This is a genomic window from Pelagibacterium sp. 26DY04 (genome assembly GCF_031202305.1).
GTDB lineage: Bacteria > Pseudomonadota > Alphaproteobacteria > Rhizobiales > Devosiaceae > Pelagibacterium.
This window is the reverse complement of record NZ_CP101731.1, coordinates 2900912-2916075: the sequence shown is the minus strand read 5'-3', so window position 1 is coordinate 2916075 and position 15164 is coordinate 2900912. Positions and strand designations below refer to the sequence as shown.

The 15164-nt window shown below is 62.8% G+C and carries 12 protein-coding genes; 10 read left to right on the top strand and 2 right to left on the bottom strand.

Features of this window, described 5'->3' with window-relative positions; translation table 11 throughout:
- Positions 1 to 24: 24 nt before the first annotated feature.
- Positions 25 to 873, top strand: coding sequence for a formyltetrahydrofolate deformylase (purU, locus tag NO932_RS14425; protein ID WP_309207982.1), 849 nt, complete (start codon positions 25 to 27; stop codon positions 871 to 873).
- An 11-nt stretch (positions 874 to 884) separates the two neighbouring features.
- Positions 885 to 1772: a bifunctional methylenetetrahydrofolate dehydrogenase/methenyltetrahydrofolate cyclohydrolase FolD gene (gene folD / locus NO932_RS14420; protein WP_309207981.1), complete on the top strand. Its 888-nt coding sequence runs from the start codon at positions 885 to 887 to the stop codon at positions 1770 to 1772.
- A gap of 199 nt (positions 1773 to 1971) precedes the next feature.
- Here the strand turns inward: folD and NO932_RS14415 are convergent, their stop codons facing one another.
- Both NO932_RS14415 and NO932_RS14410 read right to left on the bottom strand, forming a co-directional pair.
- Positions 1972 to 3882 (bottom strand): beta-N-acetylhexosaminidase, encoded by a 1911-nt coding sequence (locus tag NO932_RS14415; protein ID WP_309207980.1) that lies wholly within the window; start codon positions 3880 to 3882, stop codon positions 1972 to 1974.
- Between the two features lie 43 nt (positions 3883 to 3925).
- Positions 3926 to 7360 carry a response regulator gene (locus NO932_RS14410; RefSeq protein WP_309207979.1) on the bottom strand — a complete coding sequence of 1145 codons (3435 nt, stop codon included), beginning with the start codon at positions 7358 to 7360 and terminating at the stop codon, positions 3926 to 3928.
- 284 nt (positions 7361 to 7644) lie between these two features.
- On the opposite strand from NO932_RS14410, the gene NO932_RS14405 reads away from it, so the two are divergent.
- From NO932_RS14405 to NO932_RS14370, 8 genes are all read left to right on the top strand, one after another.
- Positions 7645 to 9315, top strand: a complete 1671-nt coding sequence (locus tag NO932_RS14405; protein WP_309207978.1) for an ABC transporter substrate-binding protein — start codon at positions 7645 to 7647, stop codon at positions 9313 to 9315.
- A 210-nt stretch (positions 9316 to 9525) separates the two neighbouring features.
- Positions 9526 to 10503 carry an ABC transporter permease gene (locus NO932_RS14400; RefSeq protein ID WP_309160292.1) on the top strand — a complete coding sequence of 326 codons (978 nt, stop codon included), beginning with the start codon at positions 9526 to 9528 and terminating at the stop codon, positions 10501 to 10503.
- A 3-nt stretch (positions 10504 to 10506) separates the two neighbouring features.
- Positions 10507 to 11427, top strand: coding sequence for an ABC transporter permease (locus tag NO932_RS14395; protein WP_375142762.1), 921 nt, complete (start codon positions 10507 to 10509; stop codon positions 11425 to 11427).
- Positions 11424 to 12212 carry an ABC transporter ATP-binding protein gene (locus NO932_RS14390; RefSeq protein ID WP_309211054.1) on the top strand — a complete coding sequence of 263 codons (789 nt, stop codon included), beginning with the start codon at positions 11424 to 11426 and terminating at the stop codon, positions 12210 to 12212. The genes NO932_RS14395 and NO932_RS14390 overlap by 4 nt, the downstream gene beginning before the upstream one ends.
- A gap of 11 nt (positions 12213 to 12223) precedes the next feature.
- Positions 12224 to 13168, top strand: a complete 945-nt coding sequence (locus tag NO932_RS14385) for an ABC transporter ATP-binding protein (protein WP_309207977.1) — start codon at positions 12224 to 12226, stop codon at positions 13166 to 13168.
- Positions 13168 to 13632: a GNAT family N-acetyltransferase gene (locus NO932_RS14380; RefSeq protein ID WP_309207976.1), complete on the top strand. Its 465-nt coding sequence runs from the start codon at positions 13168 to 13170 to the stop codon at positions 13630 to 13632. The genes NO932_RS14385 and NO932_RS14380 overlap by 1 nt, the downstream gene beginning before the upstream one ends.
- Position 13633: 1 nt before the next feature.
- Complete coding sequence (locus NO932_RS14375; RefSeq protein WP_309207975.1) at positions 13634 to 14116, top strand: hypothetical protein; 483 nt, start codon at positions 13634 to 13636, stop codon at positions 14114 to 14116.
- An 84-nt stretch (positions 14117 to 14200) separates the two neighbouring features.
- Positions 14201 to 15136 carry an ABC transporter substrate-binding protein gene (locus NO932_RS14370; protein WP_309207974.1) on the top strand — a complete coding sequence of 312 codons (936 nt, stop codon included), beginning with the start codon at positions 14201 to 14203 and terminating at the stop codon, positions 15134 to 15136.
- Positions 15137 to 15164: the final 28 nt, after the last annotated feature.

The window sequence follows — 15164 nt, the reverse complement described above, 5'->3', positions numbered from 1 at the left end:
ATTTTACATGACCTCATGGTTCTCATGCCCAATTTCGTCCTCACCCTGTCCTGCGCCGACAAGCCGGGGATCGTCGCCGGCGTCACCAGCGAATTGTTCGGGCTGGGCGCCAACATCGCCGAATCCAACCAGTTCTGGGATCGCGACACGGGCAAGTTCTTCATGCGCATCGCCTTTGCCGCGCCCGAGGGCGTCGACAAGGAGGCTGTCGAGCGCGCGCTGAAGCCGGTCACCGCGCGCTTCGACATGAAAACGGCAATCGCCGACGAAGCCCGCGTGCCGCGCATGGTCATCATGGTTTCCAAATTCGACCATGCCCTGCGCCACCTGCTTTACCAGATCAAGGTCGGCTGGCTGCGTGCCGAAGTGGCGGCGATCATCTCCAATCACGAGGACGCCCGCTCGATCGCCGAGGCCGATGGTATCCCGTTTCACCATCTGCCGATGGCCAAGGGGGAAAAGGCCGAGCAGGAAGCCGAGGTGCTCCGGCTCATCAAGGCGGCTGACGCAGATCTCGTCGTCCTGGCGCGCTACATGCAGATCCTTTCCGACCAGCTCTCCACGCGCTTGTTCGGCAAGGTGATCAACATTCATCATTCCTTCCTGCCGAGCTTTAAAGGTGCCAAACCCTATCACCAGGCCCACGAGCGGGGCGTCAAGATCATCGGGGCCACTGCCCATTACGTGACGCCCGATCTCGACGAGGGCCCGATCATCGAGCAGGAAACCGCCCGCGTCACCCATGCCATGAGCCCGGATGATCTCATCGCCGTCGGCCGTGACATCGAAAGCCGCGTGCTGGCCCGCGCCGTCAAGAGCCATCTCGAAAACCGCGTGATGCTCAACGGCCACAAGACCGTGGTCTTCGCATAAGGGAGTCGCCCATGACCGCCACGATCATTGACGGAAAAGCAGTCGCCGCAGCGGCCATCGATCGCGTCAAGGCGGGTGCGGCCGCCTTTGCCGCCACCCATGGCAATCCTCCGGGATTGGCGGTGGTGCTGGTGGGCGAGAACCCGGCCAGCCAGGTCTATGTCGCCTCCAAGGGCAAGATGGCCACCGAATGCGGGTTCCACTCGGTCCAGCACACGCTGCCCGCCGAAACCACGCAAACAGAATTGCTCGACGTCATCGCAAATCTCAACGCCGATCCGGCCATTCACGGCATTCTTGTTCAGCTCCCGCTTCCGGACCACCTTGACGAGCGCACCACCATCGGCGCGCTCGATCCGGCCAAGGATGTGGATGGCCTTCACGATATCTCCATCGGCCGGCTCGCTTCGGGCCAGATCGACAAGACGCTATTGCCCTGCACGCCAAAGGGCTGCATGGAGCTTCTGAGCACCGTCCACCCCGAAGGCCTCTCCGGTCTCGATGCCGTTGTCATCGGGCGGTCCAATCTCGTCGGCCGGCCCGTCGCCGCGCTGCTCCAGCACGCCAACGCGACGGTCACCATCGCCCACTCGCGCACGAAAGACCTGCCGGAACTGGTGAGCCGAGCCGACATCGTGGTTGCCGCCATCGGCCGCCCTGAATTCGTAAAGGGTGACTGGATCAAGAGAGGCGCTACGGTCATCGATGTGGGCATCAATCGCATTCCGGCGCCCGAAAGGGGCGAGGGCAAGACCCGTCTGGTCGGCGACGTCGCATTCGCTGCGGCCGCCGAGTGGGCAGGGGCCATTACCCCGGTTCCGGGCGGGGTGGGGCCGATGACCATTGCCATGCTGATGGCGAATACCTTGGAAGCGGCCGAGCAGAGCGTACGCCGTTAGCATTCGGGCAGTCTCAGCGCACCCCTCAACCCCCCTCTCCTCCCTCAAGAGAAGAGGGGCTCTTTGGGCAGCACGGGGTGCTTGCCCAACGCCGCCACGGGCTCCCCTTCTCCCCTGGTGGGAGAAGGTGAATTGCCCGAAAGGCGAGACGGATGAGGGGGCTCTGAGTCTGCCAAAGTCTTCCGCGGTTGCGAGGCGTTTACCCCAAACCCGCCTTCGGCATCAGCGTCTGGATCGCCATGAACCGGGCAAAATCCTTCTTCTCGCGTGGCGACCATCCGGTTTCCGCGATCGCGGAGAGCCTGGGGTAAACCAGATGGTCGAACAGCTTCCGGTCCGCGAGGTTCTCGCTCCATAGGCATGATTGCACGCCGATCAGCTTGTCTTGCACTTCCGCGGGCCAGTCATGGGCTGGGTCGAATGTGTAGCAGGTTTCCACGCTCACCGTGCCCGCCCAGCTTGCACCGGGCTCCCACCACGCGTCCGACTGCGCCATGTCGAAATAGGCATGCTCGGCCGGCGCCAGAACCACGTCGTAGCCAGCCAAGGCCAGATCCCGCCCACTTTCCGATTTCTTCCACGCCACGAGGTAGGAACGGTCGGGATTGACCCCGCCCCCCAGCGCCGCCTCTTCCCACGCTCCGGTTTCCTTGCCGTATTGTTCAAGCAGCGACTGAATGCGCTTCAGAAAATACGATTGCAGCTCGAACGTCCCCTGCCAGCCATTCGGCCCCTGCATGGATTTGGCCTGCGGCGACCCCGACCAGGCTTTGTCCGGCACTTCATCGCCTCCGATATGGATCCATTTGGCCGGGAACAGTTCGACCAGCGTTTTGATTACCGCTTCGAGAAACGCATAGGTTTCATCGAGCGCGGGGTTGAGCGCATTGTTGGGAAAATACTGCACAGAGCGGTAGATCCCGGTTTCCTCGGGATCGGCGAGCTGCGGCAGCGCCTTGATCACGCAATAGCAGTGACCGGGAATATCGATCTCGGGAATGGTTTCAATCCCCAGCGACAGCCCGTAGTCGACGAATTCGCGCACATCGTCCGCCCGATAGACCAGCCCGTGCCGCTCGAACGGGCTGCCCAGCAGGGGCGGCAGCAATTCGCCCGGCCCGCGCCAGCCGGCTTTCTCGGCCAGTTCGGGGTATTCGGGCACGTCGAGCCGCCAGCCTTCGTCGTCATTGAGGTGAATATGGAAGCGGTTGAGCTTGTTCCAGGCCATCGTGTCCAGGAACCCCTTGATCTCGGCTACAGTATAGACCTGCCGCGCCACGTCGAGATGGCTGCCGCGCCAGCCAAACCGGGGCGCATCGGTGATCGTGCCTCCAGACGGGAAAACGAAATCCTCGGGGTGCTGCCGGGCCCCGCGCAGCATTTGCGCCAGGGTGATGAACCCATGCCGGAAGCCGTGCTCATCGCCGGCCGAAAGCGTCACCGTTTCCCCGAAGGCGATCTCGTATCCGCCACCCGCCAGTCCGGGCTTTTCGGTGCAGGTGATTTCCAGTCCGTTCCCGAACAGCATTTCTTGGGGAAACAGCCGCCCGGCCAAAGCCGACACCGTTTCGAAAGCGGTCCGCGCCGCATCGGGCCCGCTTGCCAGCCTGATCGCCTCCGGCACATCCCCGCTGCCCGAGACGTTGACCTCAGCCGGAAAGGGAATAACGCTGACCGTGGTTTCCCCTTCGGGCAAGGGCTGGCGCTCGGGGTGTTGGATGGTCGGTGATCCAGGCTCGCCCTTGAGCGTCATGGGCGTGATTTCGGGGGTCACCATCGTTTCGTCGTCCAAGGTCACCGCCGCCGATTTGGGCCCATAGGTATAGTGGCGCAGCGTATGGCTGATCTGTTTGGCAACGATTTCCCAGCGCCCACCCGGCTCGAGCACGAAACCCTCCTCGGGCGCCAGGACGTGATTGTTGGAAAGCTGATCGACAAGCCTTGCGCCTTCGATCGGGCTGTCGGGCTTGATCCGGAACAGCGAGGTCACCGCAAGGGTAAAGCCGGACACCGGCACCTCCCCGGTATTGACCAGCGTGATCGCCAGCCGGCCGGGTGTCGCGATTTCAGGGTTCCAGTCCGCTTCCAGGCGGAATGATGGCGTGGGCATGATTGAGCAGCCTTGGTTCAGTGTTCAGATTTGGGGGAAAAGCTCAGGCGTTCTGGACGTCCGGAGCTTCGGTTTCGCCACGGGGTTTGGGCAGGATGTGCTCGCGCACCAGATCGCGCAGTCTTTGCGCGGCGGTCCGCAATTCGGCGTACTGCTCCGCCAGCTCCGCATTGGCCGCGACGGCGTCTTCCACGTCGGCCAACACGAATTCGGCCGTCTGCACCACGTCGCGCCAGCGCGGATTAGCAGGGAGGGTTTCGATCAGCAGATATTTGTCGAGGGTGCGCGCCTGCAGCGATGACCTGTCGAGATTGACGCGCCAGACCCCGCTCTGTTCGGCAAAGTCGATCTTGGATCCGCCCTTGACCCGTCGCCAGAGCGCCATCGATTGCGTCATCACCGCAACGATCGTCTCGCGATAGGCTTCCTTGCCGGGCGCTGGTACCGCTTCGGCTTGAATCCCACTCGCGAGGGAAGGGCGCTGTTCGACCAATGCCGTCCCGACCGTATCGAGAACCCCACGCACCGAACGCACCAGATGATCGCTCGATTGCCGCGTCTGGGCCGTGTCGGGCGTGATCACCAGCGCGAACCCGCCCCCCGCATCGGCCTCGAGTTCGAACCCGTTGAGCAGCACCGGACTTCCCGCCCGCCCCAGCGGCACCTCATCGAGCGAAACCCGCCCCTCATCGGCAATCGCCCGCATCATGGCGTCCACAATGGTCGGCGTCAGCAGATCGGACAGCAGGGTTGCCCCCGGATCGAGCACCCGCCCGGCGAATACGGATGCGGCCTGATTGGCATAGGTGATCCTGCCGGTATCGCTCACGCACACCAGCCCCGCCTCCAGCGTATCGAGCAGCCGCGTCATGCGCTGCTGGGAAAGGCGCAGCGCATCTTCCACCTGTACCCGCCGCTCGATCTCGGATTTGAGTTCGATATTCTCCCGCGCCGTTCCCCGCGCCCGCCCGGCTTCGAGCAGCGTTGCGATCCGCGCCAACAGCTCGTCCTTGACGAAGGGCTTGACCACATAATCGTTCGCCCCGTGCTCGAACCCGGCGATCACGTCGCGGGTCCGCGAGCGCGCCGTCACCATGATGATCGGCAGCTCCAGCAGCCCATAGCGGTCGCGCAGCCTGCGCGCCACCTCCAGCCCGCCCATCTGCGGCATCATCACGTCGAGCACCACGAGGTCCGGCTTGTGCTTTTCGATCGCCGCCAGCGCGTCGATCCCGTTCTCGGCCGCCTTGACGATATAGCCCTGCGGCGCCAGCACATTGCGTAGCACCTGAATGTTGATCGGCTCGTCATCGACTACAAGGATCACCGGCGCCTCGCCCCCGGCAAGCGGCGCCATTTCCGCGGCATCGGCCAGCATCATGCCCACCGTCTCGCGCAATCCCTCCGCGCGCTCGCCATAGGTGAGGATTTCCGCCTCGGTTGCCTCGGTTTCCGCCACCGGCACCTCGAAGATGAAGCGCGAGCCCTTGCCCAGTTCCGATTGCGCCGAGAGCTTGCCATGCATGGCGCTTGCCAATTGTCGGGCGATGGTCAGACCCAGTCCGGCGCCGCCCGGCTTAGCCATCACCTCGCGGCTTTCCCCGCGCTCGAGCGGCTGGAAGATGCGCTCGAGACTGTCGGGCGCGATCCCCACGCCGGTATCAGTCACGGCCACCGCCACCACGTCGCCGGCCCGCCAGGCGGTGATCGAAATCGAGCCCTGGTCGGTATATTTGATGGCGTTGCCGAGGAGGTTATAGAGCACCTGCTCGAACCGCACCGGATCGGCCATCACATAGGGGATCGTCTCGGGAATATCGACGTCCAGCGTCACCGGTTCGCCGCGCAGCAGCGGCTCGGAAAGCTGCATCACATTGCGGATCGACGTCGCCACATGCACCGGATGAATGTCGAGCCGCATGCGTCCCTGCCGAATGCGGTAGATGTCGATCAAATCGTCCACCAGCCGCGAGAGCCGCCGCGCCGAAAAGGTGATCAAATCGAGCTGGCTGCGCTGGGGCGGCGCCAGTTCCCCCACCGCGCCGGCCGAAAGCGTCTCGGAGATCCCGATAATCCCGTTGAGCGGCGTGCGCAGTTCGTGGCTCGTATTGGCGACGAACGTATCCTTGAGCCGGTCGGCCTCTTCCAGCGCCGCGTTCTTTTCCTCGATCAGCTTCACATGCCGTTCGAGCTCGACATTCTTCTGCCCGATCAGGGTCAACTGCGCCCGCACGGCGTCGCGCATGCGCTTGAAGCTCTCGGCGAGCCGCCCCAGCTCGGTGGGCTTTTCGACGTTCGGCATCGTCCGCTCGAGATCGCCCGCCGCAATCGATTCCGCCACTTCGGTCAGCTTCTGCAGCGGCGCGGTCATTGTGCGCGAGAGAAGGTAGGCGACCCAGAACAGGATGGGCAGCGCGACCGCCGCGATGAGCAGCACGAACCGGGTCAGCGCCTCGGAATTGGCAAAGGCGATGCGGGTGGGTACTTCGGCGGCCAGCGTCCACTGCGTATCGCCGAACGCCACCGGTCCCCAGGCCGCCAGCGCCGCGCCGCCGGAAAGCCCACCATCGATCAGCGCGGTGTCGGCTGGCGCCCGCTCGTCGTCGGGGGCCTGGATCAGGCTGCCGACCGGCTGGACGAACCCGGCCGGCGCCGAAACCAGCCTCCCATTGCCGGCAATCATGTAGAAGTTGCCGGTTTGCTCTTCCTGCGCCTGGACGATAGCGTCGATCCCCGCCGCCGGAAGGCGGAAGATCGCCACCCCGCGTGGGCGCTGGTAGAACTCCACCCGCACCGCGACATAGGCGCCGAACGCGCCGGTAACCGGATCGGCGCTGAAATCGGAAACCTGAAGGGTTTCGTTTCCCGCCATGGTTTGCGCCGCAAGTCGTCCCAGCGCGGTATCGGCCATCGCCCCATCCAGGTCACCGCCGAGATAGGCGTCCTTTTCAACCGAATAAACCACCCGCCCGTCCGTGTTGACGAGATAGAGATTGTCGAACTCGGCCGAACGGATGAAGCTCGCATATTCCTCCTGAAACCGCTGATGCGCGTTGGAATATTCGAGCGCATTGGCAAACATCGCGTCGGTATCGGGCGAAAACTCGCCATCGCTGGCCGGCGCCTGTCCATTGATCCCGAAGATGCGGTGGAGGACATCCCGCGCCTCCTCGGGGTCCGCATCTATCCGCCGGAAGGCATAGGAAAAACCGTAGAAATCGCCGATCGAGTATCGAACGGCGTTCGACTTGGCCAATGAATCGGCCTGCCGGAAGGCAAAGGAGAGGTATTGTTCGACCTCGGAGCGTTTGGCGTCCCGCACGAAGGCGAGCCGTGCGAAGGTCTCCTCCTCGACATTGGCGTTGAGGATGGAAAAGAAGGCATAAGCCGTCAGAACCAGCGGCAGTGTGGTGATCGCGATCAGGATCAGGAACAGCCGGCTGCGAAATCCCTTCGGCGCAAGCCCGGACGGCACCATGGTCACTCCTCCTGGAAGGCCGCGCCCCTCGCGCAGCCTATGACATCGTCTATTCATATGGCTATGGCAAAAGACATAAAGCCGGATTCCCTCGTATCGCCGATTTTGACGGTTTTGCCGGTTTTGGGTGCGCAATTGACGGAAAAGCACCCGTGACACACCCCTCTCCCTTGAGCGCAAAATGACCCTTACGCCTCATGCGTAGCCGTCCCATCTTCGGGCGGAAGGGGAACATCACGCCGCAGCGAAGGGGCTGCGGCTCAACCGGAGGGAGCTCAATCGCAATGAACACCAGATTCTTGAAGGGCGCATTGCTCGCCACCACGCTCGGCGTGCCGGCCGGCGCCGCGCTGGCGCAGGACGACGGTCGCGCCATTCTCACAATGGTGCCCCAGCAACTGACGGCCTGGGTCGAAAACTACAATCCGTTCAACTCGACCACCGTGCTGCCCACCGTGCAGGATTTCATGTACGAGCCGCTGGTGATCTTCAACGCGATGCATGGCGGCGAAGCCCATTACCGCCTGGCCGAATCCTACGAATATTCCGACGACCTGCTGACCCTCACCTTCACCCTGCGCGAGGGCCTGGTCTGGTCCGATGGCGAGCCGCTGACCGCAGAGGATGTCGCGTTTTCCTTCAACCTCATCAAGGAATACCCTGCGCTCGACCAGCGCGCCGTCTGGCCCAAGCTCGAAAGCGTCACAGCGGTTGACGATCGCACCGTCGAATTCAAGATGACCGAAGTCGATGCCGGGCTCATCTACCAGCTCGTCCAGGTCTATCCGGTACCCGAGCACATCTGGTCCGATGTAGAAGATCCCGTGACCTTCACCAACCCCGATCCGGTCGCCTCGGGCGCCATGACCGAGATCGAGCGCTTCACCCCGCAGGAATACGTCCAGTGCCGCAATCCCGAATACTGGGATGCCGAAAATCTGCACGTGGATTGCCTGCGCCTGCCTCAACTCGCCACCAACGATCAGGTTCTGACCGCCGCGGCCAATGGTGAACTCGACTGGTTCGGCTCGTTCCTTCCCGACATCGAGCGCACTTATGTGGGCATCGACCCCGATCACCACGGCTACTGGTTCCCCTCGGGATCGCCGGTCTTTTTCTCGCTCAACATGCAGACCGAGGATGCGGGCCTTGCGGAAGCCTTCAACGACGTCGCCTTCCGCCGCGCCTTCTCCATGGCCATGGATCGCGAAGCGATGGTCGATATCGCCGGCTACGGCTATCCCACGGTCAACGACTATCCGTCCGGCCTGGGCCGGGCCTATCACACCTGGAACAATCCCGAGGTTGAGGCCCAGTACGGGGAGTACACCGATTTCAACATCGATGCCGCGCGCGCGTTGCTCGAAGAAGCCGGTTATGCCGATGCCGATGGCGATGGCTTCATCGACACGCCTGGTGGCGAACCGATCGCCTTCGATATCATCGTCCCCAATGGCTGGACCGATTGGGTCAATACCGTCCAACTCGCGGTCGAAGGGCTGAACGAATTGGGCATCAACGCCACCATGCAGACCCCGGAAAGCCCGGCCTGGACGGACCAGTTGATAGCCGGCGACTATGATGCGGCCATCAATTCGGTCACCACGGGCGTCACCCCGCACTACTTCATGGATCAGGCGCTCCATTCCCGGCACATCGGTCAGTCCCGCTTCCAGTCGGCGCGCTATTCCAACCCCGCCTTGGACGAGGCGCTGGATGCGTTCAACACCACCATCGATCCGGAAGAACAGCAACAGCATATGAACGAGATTCAGATGCTGATCGCCGAGGACATGCCGGTCATCTGGGTCTTCGATAACCCGCTCTGGTACGAATACAACACGACGCGCTTCACCGGCTTCTTCAATGCCGACAATCCCGTCGCGCGCCCCGTCGACTACGCCGGCGTTCCCGAACGCCTCCTCCACCTCCTCGCCCTGCGGCCGGTGGAGTAAGTTCCACTACGCCTGCGGAATGAGCCCCCCTCTCCCCTTGAGGGAGAGGGGGCGGGGGTGAGGGGTGCACTGAGCTAGCTGTGACACGCTGGCTCCCGAGTGTGCCGCAAGCGCCGCGCACCCCTCATCCGACCGCTTCGCGGCCACGTTCTCCCTCAGGGGGAGAAGGGCGGCTGCGGCAGCCGCCCAAGCATATGGAGAGAGTGAGCCATGGCCTTCGTCCTGCGCCGTCTGGGCTTTTATATCGTCGCTTTTTTCGTCGCCGCGACGATCAATTTCATTCTGCCGCGGCTGATGCCGGGCAATCCCATCGACATCATGTTCGCCCAGTCGCAAACCACGATCCCGCCCGAGGCGCGCGCCGCGCTGGTGGAAACCTTCGGCTTTGCCACCGGTCCGCTGCACGAGCAGTATTTCGCTTACCTCAAATCGGTCTTTACCGGCGATCTCGGCTATTCGATCCGCTTTTACCCACAGACCGTCAACGAAAGGCTGGGCTATGCTCTGCCCTGGACCCTGCTTCTCGCCGGTTGCGCCACGGTCCTTGCCTTTGCCATTGGTTCGCTCCTGGGCGTTTTCGCCGCTTGGAAACGCGGCGGGGCGTTCGATGCGGTGATCACCCCCACCTCCCTCGCGCTACAGGCCATCCCCCCGGTCGTCATCGCGCTCGTGGCACTCTTTACCTTCGGCGTCGCCCTGCAATGGCTGCCCACCGGCTATGCCTTCAACCCCAGCCTCGACGCCGCATTTTCCTGGACCTACATCTCCAGCGTCCTCTTGCACGCGATAATGCCGGTCTTTTCGCTGATGATCGTTTTCGTCGGCGGCTATCTCGTCACCATGCGCAACAACATGATCGGCCAGCTCGGCGAGGACCACGTCATCATGGGATTGGCCAAGGGCCTGTCCGAGCGCCGCGTCAAGTTCAACTACGCCGCGCGCAATGCACTCCTCCCCTCGGTCACCTCCCTCGGCCTCACGCTCGGCGCCATCCTGGGCGGGTCGCTGGTGACCGAGGTGGTCTTCAACTATCCGGGGCTCGGCCAGACGCTCTATATCGGCATCGTCACCCGCGACTATCCGCTGATCCAGGGCCAGTTGCTCATCATGACGCTGGCCATCCTCACCGCCAATCTCATTGTCGATCTGCTCTACGTGCTGCTCGACCCGCGGCTTCGGAGGGCTTGATCCATGCTCGAAACGCTCAAGGTTTTCCTGCGCAACCGCAAGGCGGCCATTGGCCTCGCCATCGTGCTCCTTTATGTCGCCGTCGCCATTTTCGGCCCGATGTTGCTCGGCGTCGATCCCATGGACCGGGTTGGCCGCCCGCATGTGGCGCCCGATGGCGAAACCATCCTCGGCACCACGCGCATGGGCCGCGACGTCTTCGCGCAGTTGATCTACGGCACGCGTACCTCGCTCGCCGTCGGGTTTTTCGCCGGCCTGCTGGTCGTCCTGATCGGCACCGTGCTCGGCATCACGGCAGGCTATTTCGGCGGCATCGTCGATGAAGTCATCAATTTCTGCACAAATATCGTCCTCGTCATCCCTCAACTCCCCCTGCTGCTGGTCATCGCTGCCTTCGTCGGCCAGACCTCGCCGGTGGTGATCGCCATCATCATCGGCATCACCTCATGGGCCTGGGGCGCGCGCGTCACCCGCGCGCAAACCATGACGCTGCGGCAGCGCGAATATATCCAGGCGTCCGAGCTGATCGGCGAACCGGCGCACCGGATGATCTTTGTCGAGTTGTTGCCCAATTTGCTCTCGATCATCGGCTTCAATTTCATCGGCTCGGTGACCTATACCATCATCACGCAGGCCACTCTCGAATTCCTTGGCTTGGGCAATCCCATGTCGGTCTCCTGGGGCACCATGCTCTACCATGCGCAGAATTCCTCGGCGATCACCGTGGGCGCGTGGTGGGAGGTGCTGGCGCCGGCGGTCGCGGTGGCCGGTATCGGCATCGGGCTCTCGCTTTTGAATTTCGGCGTCGATGAAATCTCCAATCCGCGCCTGCGCACCCTGGGCACCATCGCCGCCGCCGCCAAGGCGCAGGAAAAGCTCGATCGCCAGCGCGCCGCCGGCAAGCTTCAGGAGGCCGCCCAATGACCCCGCTCGTTTCCGTCAAGGGCCTGCAGGTCGACTACCTCACCGGCAAGGGGCTGTTCACCGCCGTCAAGGGCGTCGATTTCGAGATCGGGCAGGGCGAGGTCATGGGCCTTGCCGGCGAGTCCGGCTGCGGAAAATCGACAATCGCCTTTTCGCTCATGCGCCTGCACCGCCCGCCCGCCATCATTTCCAAGGGCTCGATCATCGTCGATGGCGAGGATGTTCTCGCCATGCCCCCGGCGCGGCTGGAGAAATGGCGTTGGTCCGCGGTGTCCATGGTGTTCCAGAGCGCCATGAACTCATTGAACCCGGTGCTCACCCTGTTCGAGCAGTTCCGCGACATGCTGGCGCGTCATACCGCGATGACCAAGCCTGAAATCCGGGCTCGCGCCGAGGAACTCGTACGACTTGTCGGCATTCCCGCCGCCCGGCTGGACGATTATCCCCACCAGCTTTCGGGCGGCATGCGCCAGCGTGTGGTTCTGGCCATGGCGTTGGCGCTCAATCCGAAATTGATCATCATGGACGAGCCAACAACGGCTCTCGACGTGGTTGTTCAGCGCGAGATTTTGCAGGAGATCATGGTGTTGAAGGAAAGGTTTGGTTTTTCGATCCTTTTCATCACCCACGACCTTGCCCTGATGAGCCAGTTCGCCGATCGGATCGCCGTGATGCTCGAGGGACGCATCGTCGAGATCGCGCCCACCGCCGATGTCGTCACCAACCCGGCCCATGACTATACCCGACGGCTGTGGGACGCCATGCCTCGCCTGGGCGCCGCATGAGGGAGCAAGAGATGTCCGATACCCCGCTGCTCGAAATCGATAACGCCAGCAAGATTTTCCACCTCAAGCCCATGTTCGGCGCCGCCAAGGAGGTGGTCGCCATGCGCAATGTCTCGCTCTCCATACAGAAGGGCAGGGCGCTTGCCATCGTGGGGGAATCCGGCTCGGGCAAATCCACCATCGGTCGCTCGGTCACCCGCCTGTTCCAGCTTTCCGAAGGCGCCATCCGCTTCAAGGGGCGCGACATCGCTTCGATCCACTCGCGCGCCGACAGGCTCGCTTACAGCCAGGCCGTGCAGATGGTGTTCCAGGACCCCTTCGCCGCCCTCAATCCGGCTCACACCATTCGGCACCATCTCGAACGTCCGCTCAGGCTCCACAAGAAGCTTTCGGGCTCGGACCTAGCCGCAGCCATCCGGAATGTTCTCGCCGATGTGGAACTCGATCCGGGCGTGACGCTCGAAAAATATCCCCATGAGCTGTCCGGCGGCCAGCGTCAGCGTGTCAATCTCGCCCGCGCCTTGGCGGTGGGAGCCGAACTGATCGTCGCGGACGAGCCCACCTCCATGCTCGACGTTTCGATCCGCAAGTCGGTCCTGGGGCTGATGGATCGCATGAAGAAAGAGCGCGGCATCACCTTCCTCTACATCACCCATGACATCGCCACGGCTCATTATCTGGCCGAAGAGACCGCCGTGATGTTTGCCGGGCAGGTGGTCGAGTGGGGCCCGTCCAAAAGCGTGGTGGCAAACCCGGCACATCCCTATACGAAAGTTCTTCTGAACGCCGTACCCGACCCGTCCATGCGGTTTGTGCACGATGCCGACGGGGGCCGCGCCTTTACCGAGGGTGTCGAAAAAGTCCGCGCCCTGGCCCGCAAACCGGAGGGTTTGCCGGTCGAGGTCGAACCGGGCCATTTCGTCCGCCATCGCTTCGAAAATCTGGACGCCGCCTGATGGCCGACCTCCTCGTTCGCCTCTACGACCTGCCGGAATACAACTTTAAACGCGTTATCGATCAAGGCGTTACGTTGCGCCGAGCGCTGGCGCCCGAACGCGCGAGCGTTTGCGAGTGGGTGGAAACCCACTTCTCCCGCCACTGGCGCTCCGAGGTGGAAACCGGCTTCTCGCGCCAGCCCATCGATGTCTGGATCGCTTACGATGCCGATGGCTTACTCGGTTTCGCCTGCGGCGATGTCACCGCGCGCGGGTTTTTCGGCCCCACGGGGGTCGCGGAAGATGCCCGTGGTCGCGGCATCGGCGAGGCGCTGCTGTTCAAGACCCTGCAAGACCTTGAATCCAAAGGCTTTGCCTATGCCGTGATCGGCAATCCCGGCCCTGTCGACTTCTACAAAAACAAGCTCGACGCCACCGAAATCCCCGCTTCCAAGCCCGGCATCTATCGCGGAATGCTCAAGTAAGATGGACCTTTACGCCCTCAATCCCTTTTCCGCCGACTCTGACCGCAATGCCATCTGGGAAATGCTCGTCGTCCGCGATATCGAGGCGTTCCTGGCTTGCGACTGGTCGATGGTCGAACCCGATTTCGCCGCCGATCGGTTCCTCGGCATCGACGGGAAATCCTCGGAAAATCCCGATGATTGGCGCATCAGCTTTCCCACCCTGGGGGCCTATCGGGACTCCTGGCTGGCCGGCGCGCACGATTTCGCATCGCGCGCCATGACCGAAACGGCAAAGGCCGGAGTGTTCGGGGCAACCCGCCTCGACGAGATCGAGATTTCAGGCGACCGTGCGCTCGCTCATAAGAAATTCGACGGCAAGGTCGCCATGACGGACGGCACGTACGATACCCTCAACTGGCAGTCCATCTATACTCTCGCCCGGCTGCCGGGCGGCTGGAAGCTTACCGGCTTCATCGGCTATCTGCCGTATCCGATGGGTTGACGAGCATAGAACAAAAGGGGTACGATTATTTATCGTTTTTGAGGGTGGTCATCGTGGTCTCGATCTGTAGGCTTGGAGACGCAAATGACCGAAAGCCAGATCGGGAGACATCCAGTGCACATCCTTAAAATCTTCGCAGGCGCGGCCATTGCTGCTGCGCTGACCACGGCCGCTTCCGCGCAGGTCGTGGTTTCGTCCAAGATCGACACCGAGGGCGGTGTTCTGGGCAACATCATCGTCAAGATGCTGGAAGCAAACGATATAGCGGTCGAAAGCCGGCTCCAGCTCGGCGGCACGCCCATCGTGCGCGAGGCGATCACGGCGGGACAGATCGATATCTATCCCGAATATACGGGCAACGGCGCCTTCTTCTTCAATCTCGGAGAGGAGCCGGTCTGGAACGACGCGCAATCGGCCTATGAGCGCGTCGCGGAAATGGACCTGCAGGAAAACGACATCGTCTGGCTCGCGCCCGCGCCGGCCAACAACACCTGGGCTATCGCCCTGCGTTCGGAAATCGCCGAGGAAAACGGGCTCGCAACCTTCTCCGATTTCGCCGAATACGTGAATGGCGGCGGTGAGATCGTCCTGGCCGCATCGAGCGAGTTCGTGACCTCGCCGGCGGCTCTTCCGGCCTTCCAGGAAGCCTATGGGTTCGAACTCACCTCCGATCAGCTCATCCAGCTTTCAGGCGGCGACACGGCTGCGACCATCGCAGCGGCCGCCAACCAGACGTCCGGCGCCAATGCCGCGATGGTCTATGGCACCGATGGGGGCATCGCACCCTCGGGCCTCGTCGTCATGGAAGACGACAAGGGCGCTCAGCCGGTCTATGCGCCAGCCCCGATCATCCGCCAGGAGGTGCTCGAGGAATACCCGCAGATCGAGGAAATCCTTGCGCCGGTTTTCGAAAGCCTGACGCTCGAAGTGCTTCAGGATCTCAATGGCCGCGTGCAGGTGGGCGGTGAGCCGGCCGATGCGGTGGCCGAAGCCTATCTCACCGAAGCCGGCTTCCTCTAGGGATGGAGTGAAGCCGCCGCGAGGGGGC